At 69.5% G+C, this 20,462-nt stretch carries 17 protein-coding genes; 6 read left to right on the top strand and 11 right to left on the bottom strand.

Features of this window, described 5'->3' with window-relative positions:
- Positions 1-38 precede the first annotated feature (38 nt).
- A complete protein-coding gene (locus FGX59_RS06190) occupies positions 39-749 on the top strand; it encodes an NAD(P)H-binding protein (protein WP_138465653.1) in 711 nt (236 codons plus the stop codon).
- 72 nt (positions 750-821) lie between these two features.
- Here the strand turns inward: FGX59_RS06190 and FGX59_RS06185 are convergent, their stop codons facing one another.
- The 11 genes from FGX59_RS06185 to FGX59_RS06140 all read right to left on the bottom strand — a co-directional run bounded on the left by FGX59_RS06185 (position 822) and on the right by FGX59_RS06140 (position 14,538).
- A complete protein-coding gene (locus FGX59_RS06185) occupies positions 822-1,205 on the bottom strand; it encodes a phasin family protein (protein ID WP_138465652.1) in 384 nt (127 codons plus the stop codon).
- Between the two features lie 106 nt (positions 1,206-1,311).
- Positions 1,312-2,475 carry an acetate/propionate family kinase gene (locus FGX59_RS06180; protein ID WP_138465651.1) on the bottom strand — a complete coding sequence of 388 codons (1,164 nt, stop codon included), beginning with the start codon at positions 2,473-2,475 and terminating at the stop codon, positions 1,312-1,314.
- A gap of 13 nt (positions 2,476-2,488) precedes the next feature.
- Entirely contained in the window at positions 2,489-3,865 is a 1,377-nt protein-coding gene (locus tag FGX59_RS06175) for a bifunctional enoyl-CoA hydratase/phosphate acetyltransferase (protein ID WP_138465748.1), read from the bottom strand.
- Positions 3,866-3,877: 12 nt separating this feature from the next.
- A complete protein-coding gene (locus FGX59_RS06170; RefSeq protein ID WP_138465650.1) occupies positions 3,878-6,199 on the bottom strand; it encodes a DUF3141 domain-containing protein in 2,322 nt (773 codons plus the stop codon).
- A 34-nt stretch (positions 6,200-6,233) separates the two neighbouring features.
- Positions 6,234-6,998, bottom strand: a complete 765-nt coding sequence (gene fabI, locus FGX59_RS06165) for an enoyl-ACP reductase FabI (protein WP_138465649.1) — start codon at positions 6,996-6,998, stop codon at positions 6,234-6,236.
- Between the two features lie 99 nt (positions 6,999-7,097).
- Entirely contained in the window at positions 7,098-8,003 is a 906-nt protein-coding gene (locus tag FGX59_RS06160) for an HD domain-containing protein (protein ID WP_138465648.1), read from the bottom strand.
- Positions 8,000-8,653, bottom strand: coding sequence for a 3-oxoacid CoA-transferase subunit B (locus FGX59_RS06155; protein WP_138465647.1), 654 nt, complete (start codon positions 8,651-8,653; stop codon positions 8,000-8,002). The genes FGX59_RS06160 and FGX59_RS06155 overlap by 4 nt, the downstream gene beginning before the upstream one ends.
- A complete protein-coding gene (locus FGX59_RS06150) occupies positions 8,653-9,306 on the bottom strand; it encodes a 3-oxoacid CoA-transferase subunit A (RefSeq protein ID WP_138465646.1) in 654 nt (217 codons plus the stop codon). The genes FGX59_RS06155 and FGX59_RS06150 overlap by 1 nt, the downstream gene beginning before the upstream one ends.
- A 184-nt stretch (positions 9,307-9,490) precedes the next feature.
- Positions 9,491-11,098, bottom strand: a complete 1,608-nt coding sequence (gene xrtE, locus FGX59_RS06145) for an exosortase E/protease, VPEID-CTERM system (protein ID WP_138465645.1) — start codon at positions 11,096-11,098, stop codon at positions 9,491-9,493.
- A gap of 100 nt (positions 11,099-11,198) precedes the next feature.
- Positions 11,199-11,363 carry a hypothetical protein gene (locus FGX59_RS37490; protein ID WP_171060530.1) on the bottom strand — a complete coding sequence of 55 codons (165 nt, stop codon included), beginning with the start codon at positions 11,361-11,363 and terminating at the stop codon, positions 11,199-11,201.
- A gap of 130 nt (positions 11,364-11,493) precedes the next feature.
- Positions 11,494-14,538, bottom strand: coding sequence for an SdrD B-like domain-containing protein (locus FGX59_RS06140; RefSeq protein ID WP_138465644.1), 3,045 nt, complete (start codon positions 14,536-14,538; stop codon positions 11,494-11,496).
- Positions 14,539-15,297: 759 nt separating this feature from the next.
- Between FGX59_RS06140 and FGX59_RS06135 the strand changes: the two genes are divergently transcribed.
- The 5 genes from FGX59_RS06135 to FGX59_RS06115 all read left to right on the top strand — a co-directional run bounded on the left by FGX59_RS06135 (position 15,298) and on the right by FGX59_RS06115 (position 20,460).
- Positions 15,298-16,242 (top strand): CorA family divalent cation transporter, encoded by a 945-nt coding sequence (locus tag FGX59_RS06135; protein WP_138465643.1) that lies wholly within the window; start codon positions 15,298-15,300, stop codon positions 16,240-16,242.
- A gap of 167 nt (positions 16,243-16,409) precedes the next feature.
- Positions 16,410-17,900, top strand: coding sequence for an alkaline phosphatase (locus FGX59_RS06130; RefSeq protein ID WP_138465642.1), 1,491 nt, complete (start codon positions 16,410-16,412; stop codon positions 17,898-17,900).
- A gap of 134 nt (positions 17,901-18,034) precedes the next feature.
- Entirely contained in the window at positions 18,035-18,460 is a 426-nt protein-coding gene (locus FGX59_RS06125) for a hypothetical protein (protein ID WP_138465641.1), read from the top strand.
- A complete protein-coding gene (locus FGX59_RS06120; protein ID WP_138465640.1) occupies positions 18,453-19,154 on the top strand; it encodes an ATP-binding cassette domain-containing protein in 702 nt (233 codons plus the stop codon). The genes FGX59_RS06125 and FGX59_RS06120 overlap by 8 nt, the downstream gene beginning before the upstream one ends.
- Positions 19,147-20,460 carry an FtsX-like permease family protein gene (locus tag FGX59_RS06115; protein ID WP_138465639.1) on the top strand — a complete coding sequence of 438 codons (1,314 nt, stop codon included), beginning with the start codon at positions 19,147-19,149 and terminating at the stop codon, positions 20,458-20,460. The genes FGX59_RS06120 and FGX59_RS06115 overlap by 8 nt, the downstream gene beginning before the upstream one ends.
- Positions 20,461-20,462 lie beyond the last annotated feature (2 nt).

Genomic DNA, 20,462 nt, shown 5'->3' with positions numbered 1-20,462 from the left:
GCACCCCGGACGGACTTCACGAAAAGGGAGAGCGGCCCGTGACCAAGGTTCTCATACTCGGAGCGAACGGACAGATTGCGCGCCTCGTGGCGCGCGCGCTGCGCGAAGACGGCAGCGCGAAGATGACCCTCTTCCTGCGCGACGCCACCCGTGCCCTGGCGACGGCCGGGGACGGCACCCGCGTCTACGAGGGCGACGTGCTGGATCCGATCATGCTGGAAGCCGCGATGGACGGGCAGGATCTGGTCTATGCCAGCCTCTCGGGCGCGGTGGACCGCCAGGCCGAGGCGATCCTCGCCGCGATGGCGCGCACCGGCGTCGGGCGGCTGATCTTCGGCTCGGCAATGGGCGTGCATGACGAGGTGCCGGGCATGAGCCTCGGCTCGGGCTTCGCGCCCCACCGCCGCGCCGCGGCGCTGATCGAGGAGGCCGGGATCGCGCATACGCTGCTGCGTCCGGCCTGGCTGAGCGATGCCGAGGAGATCGCCTATGGCGTCACCCATCGCGAGGACGGCTTCGGAAATCCCGACGAGCCGGTCTCGCGGCGCAGCGTCGCCGATCTGGCGGCGCGGCTCTGCCTCAATCCCGACCGGGCCGTGCGGCAGTCGCTCGGCATCCACCGTGCCACCGATCCGGCGCGCCCCTCCTGCACCATCGGCGGCTGCGAGGCCGCGGATCCCGGCATGCCGCATGGCGCCGCCGTGAAGACCTCGCTCGAAGCCGGCCGCAAGGCGCATCACCGGTCCTGACCGGACCAGCGCCACGCGCCCTGCCCTGATCCGTTGCCCGGGCGGTTCCGCCCGGGCGCCGACCGGCCAGTGCTAGACCGGCACGGCCTCTGCCTCCTCGAGGACCCCGCCGCCGCCGCGCGCTTCGAGGGCCATGGCCAGGACGCCGGATTCGGCCATCTCGACCAGATGCTCGGACTCGTCGCGGCAGGATTCCAGCGCTTTCTCGGTGAAGTCCTGCTGCATCGCCACCAGTTCCGCCGGGCTCTTGCAGGCGACCATGCGCTGCACCAGCTCGATGTTCTGCTGGCTGCGTTCGTGGAGGAAGGCGACGTAGTTGCCGTACATCGCGTTCATCGTGTTCATCCAGATGTCCATGGCCGTAGCCGCGGTCGTCATTCCGGTCTGGTGCAGCTGGCTCCAGGCCGTGAGGACGGTGCAGTCGGCGGGGACACCCGCGTAGGTTGTCCTGACCATGATGTCTCTCCCATAAGCCGTGACCGCATTCTACGCGTCACAGCGCAGAGCGACTTGATCCAGCGCAAGCAGTCACGGAATTATGATGCGCTCCGTCCCGCCGCCCTCAGGCGGCGAGCGCGCCTGCCACCGCGCGGGCGATCACCAGCTCCTCGTCGGTGCGGATCACCCGGACCGTCACCCGGCCGGTGGAGATGATGTCGGCCCCGGCCTCGTTCAGCGCCGGGTCGATCTCGATCCCCAGCCACTCCATCCCCTCGCAGACGCGGGCGCGGATATGGGCGGAATTCTCGCCGATGCCGCCGCAGAAGACGAAGGTGTCGAGCCCGCCGATCGCCGCCGTCAGCCCGCCCAGCTCGCGGCGGATGCGGAAGACGTAGTAGTCGATCGCCTCCTTCGCCTCGCGCTTCGGCGAGGCCTCGAGCTCGCGCATGTCGTTGGAGATGCCCGAAAGCCCCAGCAGCCCGCATTTGGTATAGAGCAGGTCGCGGATCTGGTTGTGGCCCATGCCCTCCTGCGCGATCATGTAGAGCAGAACGCCCGGGTCGAGCTGGCCGCAGCGGGTGCCCATCGGCAGCCCGTCGAGCGCGGTGAAGCCCATGGTCGAGGCCACCGACTTGCCGCCCTTGACCGCGCACATCGAGGCGCCGTTGCCCAGATGGGCGACCACGGTCTTGCGGTGGTGGTCCTCGGGGTCGATGCGGTCGAGCTCGCCGGTGATGAAGTCGTAGCTGAGCCCGTGGAAGCCGTAGCGGCGGATCCCCTTGTCGTAGTATTCCCGGGGCAGCGCGAAGGTGTCGTCGACCCAGGGCTGCGAGCGGTGGAAGGCGGTGTCGAAGCAGCCGACCTGCACCGCGTCCGGAAAGGAGGACATCGCCGCGCGCACCGCCGCCAGGTTGTGCGGCTGGTGCAGCGGCGCCAGCGGCACCAGCCGGTGCAGCGCCGAGAGGATGTCGGAATTCAGCACCGCGGGCTTGTCGAAGAGCGTGCCGCCATGGACGATCCGGTGCCCGACCCCGGCCACCGGCGCGCCCTGCATGTAGGGTTCGCAGATCTCCAGGATGGCATCGACCGCGCGGGCGTGATCCGCCTCGCCGAGCTCGCGGGTCTCGGTCTCGGTGCCGCGCTTGAGGATCAGCTTGGCGCTGTCCGAGCCGATCTTGTCGACCTGTCCGACCGCCCGCAGCTCCAGCGCCGCGTCCGGCTCGCTGCGGTAGACCGAGTATTTCAGCGAGGAGGAGCCCGCATTCAGCGTCAGGATGTACTTCATCGGATTGGTCCCGTTACAGCATCGCCGACCGCGCCGCATAGAGCGCGGCGATCGCGCAGCTGGCCAGCCGCGCCTTGTCGCCATCGGCCCGGCTGGTCAGGATCACCGGGCAGCGCGCGCCCAGCACCAGCCCGCCGGCCTCGGCATGGGCGACATAGGTCAGCTCCTTGGCGAGCATGTTGCCCGCCTCGAGGTTCGGCGCGATCAGGATGTCGGCCTTGCCCGCCACCATCGAGGTGATGCCCTTGGTGCGCGCGGCCTCGGCGTCGATGGCGTTGTCCATCGCCAGCGGCCCGTCGACGAGCCCGCCGCGGATCTGGCCGCGATCGGCCATCTTCGACAGGATGGCGGCGTCGAGCGTCGAGGGGATCTTGGGATTGACCATCTCGACCGCCGACAGCACGCCGACCTTGGGCACCTCGACGCCGAGGCAGCGCATCAGGTCGATGGCGTTCTGGGTGATGTCGACCTTGGTCTCCAGATCGGGCGCGATGTTGATCGCCGCATCCGAGACGGTCAGCAGGTGGTCGAGCCCCGGCACGTCCATCACGAAGACATGGCTGAGACGGCGGCCGACGCGCAGCCCGCCGTCGCGCTTGACCACCTGGCCCAAGAGGTCGTCGGTATGCAGATGGCCCTTCATCAGCGCGCGGACCCTGCCCTCGTGCACCATCGCCACGCCAAGCGCGGCAGCGGCCTTGTGGTTCGGCTCGTGGATCAGCTCGTAGGCGTCCAGATCCTTGCCCAGCGAGGCCGCGGCGGCGCGGATCTTGACCTCGTCGCCGATCAGCACCGGGGTGATCAGCCCGTGCTCGGCGCCAAGCAGCGCGCCACCCAGCGAATTGGCCTCTTCCGGGGCGACCACGGCGGTCGGGATCGGGTCGAGCGTCTCGGCCTCGACCAGCAGCTTGTCGAAATGGCGGTGGCTCTGCACGGTCAGCCCGGGCACCAGCGCGCTGTCGACGCTGGCGTCGAAATCGGGGGCGTAGACCTCGGCCTCGCCCTCGACCAGCGGCGTGCCGTCGGCCTTCTCGACGCGGGTGTCGAAGCAGACGACGCGGCCCTCGCCCTTGGCGGTGAGCGTCACCTTGGCGACCAGCTCGTCCCCGGCCATGGCGCGGCCGAGGAAGCGCAGGGTCTGCGACTTGTAGACCGTGCCCGGCCCGGGCAGCCGGTTGCCCAGCACCCCCGAGATCAGCGCGCCCACCCACATCGAGGGCGCAACCGCCTCGGCCTTGCCGTCGCCGTCGCCGTCCTGGTCGGGCAGGTTCAGCGGATTGAAGTTGCCCGAGGCATGGGCGAAGACGAAGAGGTCGTCGGCGACGCAGAGGCGGCGCTCCTCCGCCTCCATGCCGATTTCCAGCCTGTCATAGGGGGTGTTGCGCAGCATGTTCATGTCCGTTCACTCCGCCGCGGCAGCCGATGAGGTGGTGCCGCCGCCCTCGGGAAGGCCGAGGATCTTGCGGAACCGCTCCATCATGGCGCGGGTCTCTGCCGCCATTTCATCCTCTGCGCCGACGACATAGGCCACCGCCTCCATCGCCGCGCGGCGGTCGGCCGCGGTCTCCAGCAGGTCCGGCAGGGTCTCCAGCGCGCCGACCGGGGCGAAATGGGCGATGACGGTCTGGTGGTGGATGATCTGCACCCGCTCCTGCGTCGTCAGCTGCTTCAGCGGCGCGCGCTTGTGCAGCGTCTCCAGCGAGCGCGCCAGCCGGTCGGCGCGCACGTCGCCGCGGGTGCCCGCGATGATGACGAGCATCCGGATCAGGCCTTCGGCGAGGCCGCCGGTGCACATCTGGTTGAGGATGATCTGCACCTCGGGCGACTGGCCCAGCAGCCCCGGATCCTTGCGCGCCCGCTCGTAGTTGCGGTGCGCGCCGTAGCGCAGCGCCAGCGGCCCCAGATAGAGGCTGAGGAAGCTCATCTCCTGCTGGAACTCGCGCATGTCGCGCATCATGTTCAGCCCGGTCTCCATCATGCTGCCCCAGAGCATCTCCATCTGGCGGAACGGGTTGGCGGCCGGGGCGGGCGCGCGCTCTTCCTTCACCATTGCCGCGGCATGTTCCAGCATCGCCATGCCCGGCACGTCGGAGGCGAACATGGTGCGCACCACGCGCAGCGGATGGGTGCGGCGGCGCAGGTCGCCGAGCTTGTCGGAGCCGATCGCCTGCAGTGCCGGGCGGATCGTGGCGTCATAGGCCTCGGCCAGCGCCTCGGAGCCGCGGGCGACGGCGGCGAAGGCCACTTCCTCGGAGCGGTCGCCGGTCTCGGCGATGATGTCGTCGAAGGTGCGCTTGGCGATCGACAGCTTGAAGCTCTTCTCCTGGTCCTCGCCGACCACGTCCTCGATCATGATCTCGTAGAGCCCCGGGGCCAGCGCCTCGATATTCGCCAGCGTCTCGGCCATCTGGCTGTGTTCGCGGTTGGCGATCGAGGAGGAGACGAAGATGCCCAGATGCCCCACCTGGTCATGGACCATGTAGAGGATCCGCTGGCCCTGGATCTCGATCTCCAGCTCGTCGGCATAGGTGTCGATGATCCAGTTCAGCGCCTGTCCCGGCGGGGTGATGTTGTCGCCATGGCTGGCGAAGCAGATGATCGGCGCCTGGATCTGCTTGAGGTCGATATTCCGCCCCGGCTCCAGCTGCGCCATGTTCTTCGCCAGCTTGTTGCCGACGAAGAGGTTCTCGACGATCCAGGTGATCTCCTCGGTGGTCATCAGGTAGAACCCGCCCCACCATTTCTCGAAGCCCAGATAGCGCGGCACGCCCTTGTCGACATTCTGGTAGAGGTCGAAGTAGTTGCCGAAGTAGTTCCGCGCCGGGTTCAGCTTCTCGAAATTGTCGACCAGATCGGCGCCGTCGAAGATGCCGCCGCCCAGGTCGCCCGAGATCATCGCGGGCAGCACGCCGCCTGCCAGCCCGCCGGAATAGCGCATCGGGTCCTGGCCGATCTTGCCCGACCAGTAGGACATCGGCGCGCCGTTCAGCACGATCGGGCCGGTGATGTCGGGATTGGTCGCGGCGAGGATCGCGGTCGCCCAGCCGCCCTGGCAGTTGCCGACCACGACGGGAAGCGGGCTGTCGGGGTGCTGGCGCTGCACCTCGCGCAGGAAGGCGGCCTCGGCCTCGGCGACGCGGGCGATGGTCTGGCCCTTCTCGGGCATCTGGCGGAAGGCGACGAAATAGACCGGGTGGCCCGCCTTGAAGGCGACGCCGACCTGGCTGTCCTGCTTGAACCCGCCGATCCCCGCGCCGTGGCCCGCCCGCGGGTCGATGATGACATAGGGGCGCTTGCCCGGATCGACCGTCACGCCCTCGGGCGGCAGGATGCGCAGCAGGAAGTAGTTGCAGGGCCTGGGCAGGCTGGCCCCGTCCATCACCAGCTCGCTGTCATAGACCAGCACGGGCGGCGCGCCGTTCTTGTTGTGCTGGATCACCATGTCGCTGCGCTGGCGCAGCGCGTCGAGGAACAGGATGTAGCGCTGCAGCGCGTCCTTGGCATATTCGGTCCAGGCCGCGCCCAGCCCCTTCTCCTCGCTGGCCCGCCGCGCCAGGGCCTCGGCGATCTCCGAGGCCTTCTCGGCGAAATCCTCGGCCTGGCCCTCGATGTACCTGGTGCCCCGGGAGGCATGGGCCGACGCCGCGACGCGGACCGTGTCGGTCCGGGCTTCGATCGCGTCGAAAATCTCCGTCGGGTCTTGAAGCGTGTTCAGAACGTTCATGGGTCATCCCCTTGCGTTGCGGCGCCGGAGGCGGTCAGCCGACGATATTGTAGCCGCCGTCGATATGGTGGGTGCCGCCGGTGACGTTCCACGCCTCCCGGCTGGCCAGGAAGGCCGCATAGGCGCCGACATCCTCGATCGTGGCGAGGGCATGGGTCGGCGCGCGGTCGGCGGCCTTGTTGAGGAGCTCGTCGAAATGGTCGATCCCGGAGGCCGCGCGGGTCTTCAGCGGCCCGGGGCTGAGCGCATGGACCGAGATGCCCTTCGGCCCCAGCTCCGCCGCCATGTAGCGGGTGACGGATTCCAGGCAGGCCTTGACCGGCCCCATGACGTTGTAGTGGTCGACCACCTTGCCCGAACCCATGTAGGTCACGGTCATGCAGGTGCCGCCCTTGGGCATCAGCGGCTCGGCCAGATGGACCATGCGCAGGAAGGAATGCACCGAGATGTCGATGGCGACGCCGAACCCCTCGCGCGAGCAGTCGGTGACGCGGCCATGCAGATCCTCCTTCGGGCAGAAGGCGATGGAATGGACCAGCGTGTCGAGCCGCCCCCATTCCGCGGCGATCTTCCCGAAGAGCGCGGCCAGCTCCTCGTCGCTGGCGACATCGAGCGGCTCGATGATCGTGGCGCCCAGCTCCTCGGCCAGCGGACGGACGTATTTCTCGGCCTTGGCGTTGAGATAGGTGACCGCGATGTCGGCCCCCTGCTGCTTCAGCGCGCGGGCGATGCCGTAGGCGATGGACTGGTCGTTTGCGACCCCGACAACAAGGGCTTTCTGTCCTTCCAGGGAAAACATCGGCCTTCCTCCATTTCTCGTCATTGGCGCGCCCTCGGGCACGGTACTGAAAACATCCTGCCGCAGCGGCGGCCCCGTGCGGGCCGCCCTGCCGCCAGTCTAGCCGGTATCGTCGGCATAGATCCGTATGTACCGCCCGCCGACCTCGATGCCGGCGAAGCTTTGCTGAAAATCGATGCAGACCTGCTGGGCGAAGGCCACGATGGCCGAGGGGCTGTCGGTGCGGATATAGGCCATGTAGACCTCGCGCATGCGCCCGTCATAGACGGCATGGCCCTTCTCGATCGTGCCCGAGGGGAAGCGCGCGGCGATCAGCTCGCCCATCCGCTCCAGATCCGCGGCGGTCAGTTCGCGCGCCGAGGTATTGGCCATGTAGACCTTGTGGACCGGCTGGCCGATGGAGTTCTGCAGCTCGTGCAGCGCCTCGGGCACGCCGTCGATCGCCATGCCGCTGCCCGCCTCGATCGCGGATTCCGCGTCCTCCGCCGTCTGGTCGAAGATCGCCTCCAGGATCGGGTTGGCACCGCGCCCGGCATCGACCATCTGGCGGCAGCCGTCGAGATAGTGCAGCTTCCACTGCGAGGTCCAGCCGGCCGGGGCCGAGATCACCATGGCGCGGATATTGGAGATCGCGTCGGCCATCTTGACCATCCGCGCCTCGGCGCTCTTGTGCGGCATGGTCATGATCCGGTGGCGCCGCCGCTCGGTCTTCGACAGGCTCATGTCGTCCGAGCATTCCTGCACGATCCCGGTCACCCGCGCGCCGAAGGCCAGGGTCAGCTCCTCGGCGGTGACATGGGTGTCCTCCAGCGCGTCATGCATCAGCGCGGCGATCATCACCCCGGTGTCGCGCGCATCCGTCGCGCGGCCCACCAGATCCATCACCTCGATCAGGTGGTTGATATAGGGCTCCTGCGCGGCGCCCTTGCGCCGCTGGTTGGCATGCGCCCGGGACGCGAAGACTAGCGCCCGGTTCAGCTCGAGGAGGCCCTGCGTCGCGCTCATGCCAGCGGCATCACCTTGGGTTCGCCCTCGAGGATCAGCGCGGCGGAGGTCGCCGCCCGCACGTCCTCGACCGTGACGCCCTCGGCCAGCTCGCGCAGCACCAGCCCGGCCTCGGTCGGCTCGATCACGCACATCTCGGTGACGATCAGGCTGACCCGGCGCAGCGCCGTCAGCGGCAGCGTGCATTCCGGCACGATCTTGGGGCTGCCCTTGGCGGCATGGACCATGGCGACGATCACCGTCTTGGCGCCCGCCACCAGATCCATCGCGCCGCCCATGCCCGGGACCATCTTGCCCGGGACCATCCAGTTGGCCAGGTAGCCGCGCTCGTCGACCTGCAGCCCGCCGAGGACCGTCATGTCGAGATGCCCGCCGCGGATCAGCCCGAAGCTCATCGCGCTGTCGATCGAGGCCGCGCCCGGCACCGCGGTGACGAAGCCGCCGCCGGCATCGGTCAGGTCGCGGTCCTCCATTCCCTCGGGCGGCCGCGCGCCCAGCCCGATCACGCCGTTCTCGGCCTGGAAATAGACATGGACATGGGCCGGCAGGTAGTTCGCCACCAGCGACGGCAGGCCGATGCCGAGATTGACCAGCATGCCTTCGCCGACCTCGAGCGCGACGCGCCGCGCGATGCGTTCCTTGGCGTCCATCAGTGCTTCCTCTCGAGAATGTAGTCCACGACCACGCCCGGGGTCTTGACCGCATCCGGCGGGATCGCCCCGATCGGCAGGATGTGGTCCGGCTCGGCGATCACCGTCGCGCCGGCCAGCGCCATGACCGGATTGAAGTTATGCGCGGTCAGCGTGTATTCGAGATTGCCCACGTAGTCGCTGTGCCGCGCCGCGATCAGCGCGAAATCCGCCTTGATCGGCCGTTCCAGCAGATAGGTGACGCCGTCGATCTCCAGCTTGTCCTTGCCCTCCTCGACCGGGGTGCCGACGCCCGTCGTGGTCAGCACGCCGCCAAGGCCGACGCCGCCGGCGCGGATGCGCTCGACCAGCGTGCCCTGCGGCACCAGCTCCACCCCGATCTCGCCCGAGATCATCTTGGCCTGGGTCTCGGGGTTCAGCCCGATATGCGAGGCGATCACATGCGAGACGCAGCCCGCCGTCACCAGCTTGCCGATGCCGACGCCCGGCTTGGCGGTGTCATTGGCGATCACGGTCAGATCCTTGCGGCCCACCGCGACCAGCGCGTCGATCAGGCGGTTCGGGGTGCCGACCCCCATGAACCCGCCGATCAGCAGGCTGGCGCCGTCCGGGATCATCTCCGCGGCGCGGGCTGGGGTAATGGCTTGCTTCATACGGACTCCCCCCGGAACAAGTTCGGGCCAATGCCCACCGGAAACCTAGAAGGAGCTTGCGTCACTTTCGTAACTGAATTCGAGGGAATTATGCAGGTGCAGCATTTTGTTGCAGCCCGTGCAGCAATCCCCCCGGCCAGGTGCCTGTTTCTGCTGAAAAAGGCTGCGGACGGGCCCGGCCGGATCAGATCAGGTGCCAGTCTCCGGAGAGCGCGGCGGCCGCTGCGATGGCCGCATTTGCCGCTGCATGGGCCTGAATCGCCCCGCCCGTGCCGCTGCGGCGGAGCGCGATCGCGCCGAAGGCGAGCCCCGCGAGCGCCCCGGCCGCCAGCCGGTCATGGAGCAGCCCGAAGGCCAGCGCCGCGGCCGCCACGCCGCCCCAGCGCCAGAGCGGTCCGGCCCCCAGCGCCAGCCGCTGCTGCAGGTAGCCGCGGAAGAAAAGTTCCTCGACGAGAGGCACGAGAAGCGCGGTTCCCGCCAGCCGCAGCATCGCCCAGCCGAGAAGGACGGGGCCCGGCAGCGCGCCGAGCGCGGTCCGGAGGGCCAGATCCTCCGGCCCGGCCGCGGGCGCGGTGGCAATCCAGAGGAGGCCGACCGCCAGCCCCGCCGCCAGCGCCAGCGGATCCGCCCGCCAGCAGAGCCGCGCCAGCGGACGGCGGCAGAGCCAGAGCGCCCAGGCGGTCAGCCCCGCCCGCAGCGGATAGAGCAGCTCGGGCTGGCGCGCGATCGCGGGCATCAGGCTTGCCGTGGCCATGAAGACGGCGAAGGGCAGGATCATCGCCACCGCCGCATCCTCGAAGAAGGCGGGGCGCGGGGCGGCGGCCGGGGCGGCCTCCTGCTGGAACCAGCCGATCCGGTGCGCCGCCAGCGCGATGCCGAGCGCCAGCGCCAGGAAGGCCAGCCAGCCGGCCTGGCTGTGGAAGCCGTTCACCGCGAGCTCGGGCGAGACATGCCGCCCGAGCAGCATCAGCGCCGCGATCCGCGCCACGTTCAGCCCCCAGCTGAGGACCAGCGCGGCCGGCAGCAGCAGCCAGGCGCGGCCGAGCCGGAGCTGGCTGCGGAACAGGCCGAGATAGAAGAGCGTGAAGACCGAGACCAGCGCGAAGCCCTCGACGCCCGAGCATTGCGGCCCGACGCGGACGCCGAACCCGTCGATCATGATCGCCTTGGCCGCCGGATCGGCGGAGACCGCCTGGCCGAGCAGATGAAGGAGCGCGACGGCGCTGGCGAAAGTTGCGTCGGTGACGGCCGAGACCTTCCACAGCGGCTGCAGCGCCAGCGCCAGATCGGGCAGCACCGCGCCGAAGCCCGTGGCCAGAAGCATCGCGGGCCCGAGCCGCCGGAGCGCGCCGGGCCGGGCCGCGCGCGGATCGAATAGCGCCGCCGCGATCCCCGCCGCCGCCAGCGCCGCCCCCGCCGCCCAGGCGGCCAGCATCCCCGGCAGCGGCAGCAGCCGGCCCGAGAGCTGCAGAACCGCCAGCGGCAGGAGGATCAGCAGGAAGCCCGCTGCCAGCGCGGCCAGCGCCGCCGCAGGCGGACAGGGCCGCAGCATCTGCGCCAGCTCGGCGCGGCGCGTGCGGTTCAGCCCGGCAGCCATCGCCGCCAGAGCGGCGGCGCAGAGCGCGCGGGGCACGGCCATGGACAGGCCCTGGCAGAGCCAGCCCGGCAGGCTGGCGCGGCAGACGAAGTCGTAGCCGAAGCCGTAGCCCAGGCTGATCGCCGCCAGCCCCGCCGCGACCAGCGCGGCCAGCGCGCCCTGCCCGGTTGCGCCCTGCCGTGAAATCTCCGCCATGCCGGCCTCCGCCCGCTGAAACTTGCCGAATGAAAATGACGTGGTGAAAGACCGGGGGCCGCGTGCAGCCCCCGGCGGGATCGGGTCCCGCGGCGCAGGATCAGCGCTTGAAGCGCTCGCGCAGCATGGCGACGCCCGCGCCCAGGGCGGCAACCGCGGCCACGCCGGCCGTCGCGTCGATTTCCGGGACGGTGGGCATCGGCGGCGCGGCGAAGGCCGGGGCGGCGAGGACCAGCGCGGCTGCGCCGAGAAGGATGGATTTCATCGTGATCTCCTAGGGGTTGGCTCGATTCCGGCGTCTTCGAGCATCGGGAGGGCAAGGGACGCCGCCTTGGCGGCTCCGGACGGAGCCGGGGTCTCCGGGCGCCGCGCAGGGCGGCCCCCGAAGGGCGGCATCAGCAGAGGCAGAGACAGTCGAGGCTGTCGTATTCCACCGCGACGATGAAGGGCTGCGAGTTCTCGTCGCTCGAGGTGGCGGGGTCGATGATCAGCCCCACCAGGTCGCCCGCGCCCGCCACGAAGCCCTCGCCATTGGCATAGGCATCCTCCAGGATGTCGTCGATATGCGCGGCGGTGCCGTATTCCGGGTAGCGCTTGGCATAGAGCGCGTAGCGGACGTCGTCGGTCAGCTCCCAGACGGCGAACTGCACCTCCCAGCCGGTATAGCCCTGGCCTTCCCAGTCCTGGTTCAGGATGTAATTGACCAGATCGAGGTTCTCCGCCGCGCTCTGGCCGTTGCCGCCGATCTGGCCGTCGTTGAAGACGCCCGCCGGCAGCAGATCCGCATCCGCGACGTAGAGATTGCCCGTCCATTCCGGCGCGGTGTCGAAATCGGTGCCGTCCCCGGCCGTGTCCTCGAAGCTCAGGCAGTAGGCGGCGGTGAAGACCACGCCCTCGAGCCGCGTGTCGCCATCGGCGCCGGTGATCTTCAGGTCGAAGCAGCTATCCTCGATATCGGTGCGGGCGAAGGGCTCCTGCACCGCATTCGTCACCTGCACCGTCACCGTGGCGGGCAGGCTTTCGGCGATTTCCTCCAGCGAGTCGGCCGTGCCCGCGAAGCTCAGCGCGATGCTGCCCTCGGCGCTGCCGCCCTCGCCGTCCTCGATCCCGTAGCTGACCGTCACCTGCGCGGTCTCGCCGTAGTTCAGCGCCAGCAGCGCCTCGGCGCCGTCGAAGACGATGCCCGCGGAGGTGAGCGTCGCCGCCAGCCCCTCGAAATCGAGCACCGCGCTGCCGCCATCCGCAAGCGTGACCGCCGCGCTGCCCGAGAGATAGACCGTCCCGCCCGAAACCGCCTGGCCGCCGATGGTCGCCACCGAAAGCGCATCGCCGTCGGCATCGCTGTCATTGGCCAGCACGTCGACCAGGATCTGGCTGTCGGCGCAGCCGGCGCCTGCATCCGCTGCGGCCACGGGGGCGGCGTTCAGCTGGACATAGCCCGCGTCGATATCCGTCTCGGTCTCGCCGATCGCCAGGTCGAAGACATCGGTCAGCCCGGTAACGGCATCCGCGTCGCTATCATTGTCGAGCGCATCCGCGGCCGCGGCCGAGGCGGCGGTCAGTGCCAGCCCCGCCACGGCGCCGAAGCCGACCTGGTAGCTGCCCGCGGCGAGCCCGGCGAAGCGGTAGGCCCCGGAGGCGCCGGAGACCGTCGTGGCAACGGCCTTGCCGTCCGCGTCATAGAGCGTGACCACCACGCCGGACAGCCCGGCATCGACCCCGTCGGCATAGACCCCGTCGCCATCGGCATCGAGGAAGACCAGGTCGCCGATCTCCGCCGTGGCCGGATCGGCGATGCCCGCATCGACATTCCAGACCGTGCAGCCCTTGCCGACATTGAAGACCGCCGTCGTGCCGTCGGCCTGGACCACGTCGCTGTCGGCGCCGTCATCGCCCTGGTCCGCGGCGGCGAAGGCATAGCCGACCCCCGCGGCGCTTTCCGGATCCTCGAAGCGGACGGAATACGCGCCCGCGACGACGTTCTCGAAACGGTAGGTGCCGGTGCCGTCCGTGGTCGTGGCGGCGACGACGCGGCCATCCTGCAGCAATTCGACCGTGGCGCCGGCCACGCCGGCCTCCCAGCTGCCGGTTCCGGCATTCCATTCGGTGTCATCGCCGTCGGCATCGATGAAATAGCGGCCGCCGACCACCGCGTCGCCCGCGGGCGCGCAGGGCAACTCGGCGGTGATCTCCAGATTGTCGATGGCGAAGCTCTCGTTCCAGCGGCCCTCGTCCAGCGAGGCGCCGAAGGTCAGGGTCATCTCGCTGCCGCAGATTTTCTCTGCCGGGATCTGCAGCGTGACGCGGACCACCTGGTCCTTGAAGTAGGCGGCGCAATCCTGCCCGGTCAGATGGGCCGGCCCGGTCACCGTCTCGAGCGCAAAGGAGATCCCGCCGGCCTCGCCCGAGCGGCTGCCCGCCGCCTGCCACCAGGCGAAGCGGCCCAGATCGACGATCGTGTCCTCGACCTTGACGTACATGTGCTCGCCGTCCCAGCTGTCGATCACCAGCAGATCGAAGGCCACCGTGACGCTCTCCGCGCCCTCGGGCACCGCGAAGGATTTCGACGGGTAGTCGCATTTGCCGAAGCTGCCGAGGAACCGGCCCAGATCGGGGTCGTAGCTGGTCGTGCAGCGGCTCCAGCCCTGCGCGCCGCCCTCGAAATCCTCGGTCGCGATGGTCACCGTCCGGCTGCAGCCGGCCTCGTCCTCGACCGGCGCCAGGCAGATCCTGTCCAGCCGGACATATTCGCCGCCATTGCCATAGGCCTCGATCCGGATCGCGTCGCCCCTGGCGATGCCGATCTCGCCCAGGTCGATCTGCGAGAACCGGCCATGGTCGCTGCCCGGCCCGTCGCTCTGGCCGTCGAGCCGCACCACCCCGGCGAGCTCGCCGCCGACATAGACCAGCAGCTTCGAGACGCCGTCGGTCTCGTCCTGGGCGAAGAGCGACAGGGCATAGCGGCCGCTCTCGCCCTGGAAGCTGGTCGAAAGGCTGCCCGCGCCGCAGGCCAGCTTGACGATCTCGCCGCCCGAGGCGGTCGCCGAGGCGGCGGTGCGGAAGCCGCAGGAGCGGAAGTCCTCGGCCTCGAGCGTGATGCACTCCGCGTCGGCCGGCGCCTCCCTGGTCCCGCATACGTCGACCTTGACGCCGCGCAGCGACGAGAGGCCGTAGCCGTCGCGGATCTTCAGCACCAGCTCGTAGGGATCGCCCTCGCCGCCATGGCGCGGCGCAGCGCCCTCGCCGCGGAAGGCCAGCCGTCCGCTCCGCGCATCGACGGAGAAGGCGCCCGCATCGGCGCCGCCGCAGATCTCGTAGCGCGGGGCCTGGCCGCCGGTGCCATGGCCGAGGGCGCTCCTGTCATAGGGACGCAGGCTGGCGCCCTTGCCGAAATCGGCAAGTTTCGGTGCGGAATGGGGAAAGCAGCTATGGAAGGTCATCGTGATCTCTGCAGTGGACAGCACCGCCCAGCCCCCGGGGGAGAGAAGGCCGGGCACGGCGGTCGGAAACGGGTATCGGGCGGAAAGGCGGTATCCGGGCCGGAGGCTCAGGCCGCGCAGGAGCTAGGTCGGGTCATCTTGCAATTCGTCCCTTGCGCCAGTCTCTCCGGGGTCCGGAGGCGCGCCGGAGGTCCTGCGGGTCCCGCAGGCCGGCCGGGACAGCGCGATCCCGGCCTTCCGGTCCGGCACCGCCGGGCATTCTGCCAAAGTCTGTGCCGGTGGGTAGCCGTCAGATGATGTTGTGTAAATGTTTATAGTTATTTGTAGTTAACATTCCGGCGCCGCCAGCGGCCCTGCCGCGCCCCCCCGGAACAGGCGCCGGGGCCGCTGCTGGAACAGCGGCCCCGGGCATTAAGGAAAAGGTCTTTGCGTGAAATGGGCAGGTCATCGAAATGGTCTGTCCGGCGGTTTCGCCCAGCTCGCCGGACCCGCCGCAATGCACGAACCTTACGCCTGCGCGCCGGTCCGCGGTATTCCCGGTTTCCCTACTTGTCCTTGCGTTAACGATTGTGACCCGCCGCACCGGCCGCAGAGCCGGTGCCTCTGCCTTGCCCCCCGACGCGCCCGCCGGGAACTGCGCGCGCCCCCGGCGGTTTCCCCTTCCGGGACCGGAACGGATGCTTGACGGACCGCCCAGCCGCGATAGGCAGGATCCCGGGCCCGCTGCCGGGCAGCTCAGCCGAGAAGGACGCATGCCGCATGACCATTTCCGCCTACCGCGTCGAAGAGACCGGACTGCGCTCGCTCGATCCCAAGGGCGATCTCTCCGAGGCGATGTGGATCGACCTCTACAATCCCGGCAAGGCCGATGCAGAGCGGATGCGCAGCCTGGGCTTCGAGATCCCGCGGCTGAAGGACATGGGCCAGATCGAGCCCTCGCAGCGGCTGACCCGCAAGGGCGAGGCCGACATGCTGACCGTGCTGCTGACCGAGCCGGGCGGCGACGGCGACGAGTCCTTCGCGCCGGTGACGCTGATGCTCGACGCCACGCGGATCGTCACCGTGCGCTTCCACGGCCCCAACCTGTGGAACGGCTTCTCGCTGGCGCGGCGCTTCACCCCCGGCGACGTGGCGGTGGCGCTGATCGCGCTCGGGGTCGGCCATATCGCCGACGTGCTGGAGAACTGGGACCGCGAGCTCGACAAGACCGCGCAGCAGGTCTTCCGCGACGAGGCGATGGAGGAGGCCGCCGAGCTGCGCGGGCTGATCCGCGCCACCGGGCGGATGGGCGAGGCGCTCTCCGACATCCGCCTGAACCTGCTGATCCTGCGCCGCACGCTGGTGCATCTGGAGCAGCTGCGCGCCGAGGGCCGGGTCGAGTTCAGCCGCAAGCAGGGGCTGAAGAACGCCGATCGCGACGTCGAGGCGCTGACCGTGCATGCCGATGCGCTGAACGGCCGGGTCAGCCTGGCGATCGACGCCACGATGGGGCTGATCAGCCTCACCCAGAACGACAACGCGCGCTACTATTCCATCGTCGCCACGATCTTCCTGCCCGCGACCCTGATCGCTTCGATCTTCGGGATGAATTTCGAGGACATGCCGATGCTGCACTGGCTGGCCGGGTTCGAGCTGTCGCTGGTGCTGATGGTCGGCTCCTCGCTGGCGATCTTCCTTTTCTTCCTGCTGCGCCGCTGGCTCTGAGCCCCTGCCCCGCTGCGGCGGCACCGGGCCGCTTGCAGGGGCGCAGATGGCGTGATAATATAACGTAACTCATTGATTGTTATGAAGAATCCACGATTCCTTCACGGGAGTGTTACATCCCGGGCATAGGGGCGGTCCGTCACATCATGCCTATTTGGGGACACTCCATGCACAAGATGCTCGCCGCCTCGGCCCTGGCCATGGCCGCCTCCGGCGCTTTCGCCCAGGACATCGCGCAATCCGGCAGCGACTGGTACACTGCCGGCCAGGACCGCATCCGGGCCGAGCTGGCCAAGCAGCCGAACACCAATACCGCGAAGAACGTGATCCTGTTCGTCGCCGACGGCAACGGCGTCGCCTCGAACTACATGAACCGCCTCTGGGCCGGCCAGCAGGACGGCGGCTATGGCGACGACTACGTCCAGCCGCAGGAGGCCTTCCCGCATCTGGCGCTGGTCAAGACCTACAACATCAACGCCCAGACCCCGGATTCCGCCCCGACCGCCGGCGCGATGAATACCGGCGTCAAGCAGCGCTTCAACCTGATCAATCTCGGCGAGAACGCGGTCACCGACGACTGCTCGACCGTGCCGGGCAACGAGCTGACGCTGTTCTCCGAGCTGATGACCGAGGCCGGCAAGTCGGTCGGCGCCGTCACCACCGCGCGCCTGACCCATGCCACCCCCGCCGCAGTCTATGCCAAGACCGCGCATCGCGACTACGAGGACGCGGTCCCCGAGGGCTGCGACACCCAGAAGGACATCGCCAGCCAGCTGATCGACGCGATGGCGGCGGGCACCGTCGATATCGCCATGGGCGGCGGCGCGCGCTACTTCGTCCCCGAAGGCACCGCCACCCCGAATGGCGGCAAGGGCCACCGTCCGGACGGCGTCAACCTGATCGAGGAAGCCAAGGCGGCCGGCATCCAGTACGCCTCCGATCTCGACGGGCTGAACGCGCTCGACATGGCGCATCCGATCCTCGGCATGTGGACCGACAGCCACGCCTCCTACGAGGTCGACCGCCCGGCGACCGAACCGTCGCTGTCGGACATGACCAAGAAGGCCATCGAGTTCCTCGCCCAGAACGAGAACGGCTTCTACCTGGAGATCGAGGCCGGCCGCGTCGACCACGGCAACCACGCCAACAACGCCAAGCGCGCCATGACCGACGGCAAGGCCTTTGCCGACGCCGTCGCGCTGGCCGACGAGCTGACCGATGACGCCGACACGCTGATCATCGTCACCGCCGACCACGAGCACGCGATCGCGATGAACGGCTATTGCGGCCGCGGCACCCCGATCGACGGCCTGTGCTACGATGTCTCCAACGAGGGCATCATGCATTCCGACGAGCCGGTGCTGGGCGATGACGGCAAGCCCTATACCGTGGTGGGCTATCTCAACGGCTCCTCCTCCGTGATGGTCGAGCAGGCCGATGGCAGCTATGCCGCCCCCGAAGGCCGCCCGGAGATCACCCAGGAAGAGGCGCAGGATCTGGACTATGTCCAGCAGTCGCTGATCCCCAAATCCTCCGAGTCGCATTCCGGCGTCGATGTCGCGCTCTATGCCAAGGGCCCGTGGTCGCATCTCTTCGACGGCACGATCGAGCAGAACGTGATCTTCCACGTGATGAACTACGCGGTCGCGCCGGAGTAATCCGGGCCCCGCAGCTTCCAGGAGGGTCCCGGCCGCCGGGGCCCTCCGCCGCTTTTCCGGCGGACTGCCGGGGCGCCCGTGATAAAGTCGCAGCGCCCGGCAGGCCCGCCACCCGCCGCCACGAGGATGACCTGATGAGACCGGACCGCCGCCTGTTCCTTGCCGCCGCCCTTGCCGCGCCCTTCCTGGCGCGCCCCGCGCTGGCCGCCGAGACGCAGCTCAAGCTGCGCGAGCTCTACAACAAGGACCGCAGCTTCTCGGATCTGGCGCAGGAGCTTCAGGGCCAGCGCATCACCGTGCCGGGCTTCATGGCGCCGCCCCTGAAGGCGGAGAGCCGGTTCTTCGTGCTGACCAAGATGCCGATGTCCTACTGCCCGTTCTGCGAAAGCGAGGCGGAATGGCCGGACGACATCCTGGCGATCTACACCAAGCGGATCGTCGATGTCGTGCCCTTCAACGTCAATATCACCACCCGCGGCGTGCTGGAGCTGGGCAGCTTCAAGGACCCCGAGACCGGCTTCGTCTCGATGATCCGGCTGACGGATGCCAGCTATGCCTGACGGCACCGGGCTCCGGCCGGGCCTGCCGCTGGCGGTCGAGGGGCTCTCGGTCGCCCGGCCCGACGGCACGCCGCTCCTCGCCGTGCCCCGGCTCGAGGTCGCGCCGGGCACCAGCCTTGGCATCCGCGGCCCTTCGGGCGCGGGCAAGTCGACCCTCCTGCTGGCTCTGGCGGGGCTGCTGGAGCGCGCCTCGGGCCGCGTCCAGTGGGGCGGGACCGAGATCCTCGGCCTGTCCCGCGACCGCCGCACGCGGTTCCGCGCCGCCAATCTGGGCATCATCTTCCAGGATTTCCTGCTTTTCGACGAGCTCGACGCCGCGTCGAATGCCGGGCTGGCGGCGATGTTCCGTCCCGCCGCCGGGCGCGCCGCGATCCGCGCCCGCGCAGCCGGGCTGCTGGCCGATCTGGGCCTGCCCGCGGGCCATCGCGCCGTCGCCTCCTTCTCGGGGGGCGAGCGCCAGCGCGTCGCCGTCGCCCGCGCCCTGGCCGCCGATGCGCCGGCACTCCTGGCCGACGAGCCGACCGCCAGCCTCGACCGCGCCGCCGCCGACAGGCTGACCGGCGATCTGGTGGCCGTCACCCGCGATGCCGGGCGCACGCTCATCGCGGTCAGCCACGACCCGCATCTGCTGGAGCGGATGGACCGGGTGGTCACCGTCGCCGACGGACGGATCGCGGAGGACGCCCATGCGTGATCTCTGGGACGCGCTGCCGGTGCTGGCGCAGGACATCCTGGTCACGCTCGGCCTGCTCGCGCCGCTGGCGCTCTGCGCGCTCGTCCTGCTGCGCGGCTTCGCGCCGCTGCCGCTGGTGCGCGCCGTGCTCTGGCGGTTCCGCTGGGCCAACCTGATCTTCGTCCTCCTGATCGCCGTCTCGGTCGGCATGGGGATCGGCGTGATCGCGCAGGAGCGCGGGCTGCGCCGCGGCATGGCCAGCGCCGCCGACAAGTTCGACCTGGTGATCTCCGCCCCGGGCAGCGAGATGACGATGATGCTCGCCACCGTCTTCCTGCAGCCCTCGGACGTGCCGCTGCTGGGCGGGGCGGCCTATGACGAGATCGCCCGCAACGAAAATGTCGACATCGCCGCGCCGCTCGCCTTCGGCGACAGCTACGGGACGAGCCCGGTGATCGGCACCACCGCAGATTTCGTCGCCCATCTGGGCGATGGCGCGCTCGAGGGCCGGATGTGGCAGTCCACCTCCGAGGCCATCGCGGGCGCCGCCGCGGGTCTGGCGATCGGCGACCATTTCACCCCGGCCCATGGCACCGGCGCAGGCGCCGACGACCACGCCCATGACGGCGCGGACTATGTCGTCACCGGCCTGCTGCCCCGCTCGGGGACGCCCTGGGACCGGGCGCTGCTGATCCCGGTCGAGGCCGTCTGGGAGGTCCATGGCCTGGCCAATGGCCACGCGCCGGAGCGCGCCGCGCAGATCGGCCCGCCCTTCGATCCGGACGATTTCCCCGGCACCCCGGCGGTGATCGTGAAATCGACCGCGCTCTGGGCCAATTACGCGCTGAAATCCGAATTCACCCGGGATGCCGAGACCATGGCCTTCTTCCCCGGCACGGTGCTCTCGGAGCTCTACCGCGTGATGGGCGACGTGCGCCAGGCGATGTCGCTGATGTCGGTCGCCACCCAGATCCTCGTCGCTGCCTCGGTGCTGCTGGGGCTCTTCATCCTGACCCGGCTCTTCCAGCGCCAGACCGCGATGCTGCGCGCGCTCGGCGCGCCGGCGCGCTTCGTCATGGCGGTGATCTGGAGCTATGGCGCGGGGCTCCTCGCCGCGGGCACGGTGCTGGGGCTCGGCGCGGGCTATCTCGCCTCCGCCGTGCTGTCGCGGATCGTCACGCTGCGCACCGACGTGCTGGTCGAGGCCTCGATCGGCTGGTCCGAGATCCACCTGGCCGCGGCCTTCCTCGCCGCCACCAGCCTGCTGTCGCTCCTGCCCGCCCTCGTGGTGCTGCGCCAGCCCATTGCCGACGGCCTGCGGGCCTGATC

Origin of the sequence: Poseidonocella sp. HB161398 (genome assembly GCF_005870025.1) — a bacterium.
Lineage (GTDB): Bacteria > Pseudomonadota > Alphaproteobacteria > Rhodobacterales > Rhodobacteraceae > Mangrovicoccus.
The sequence above is the reverse complement of the archived record's forward strand: the minus strand, read 5'-3'. Positions and strand labels throughout refer to the sequence as shown.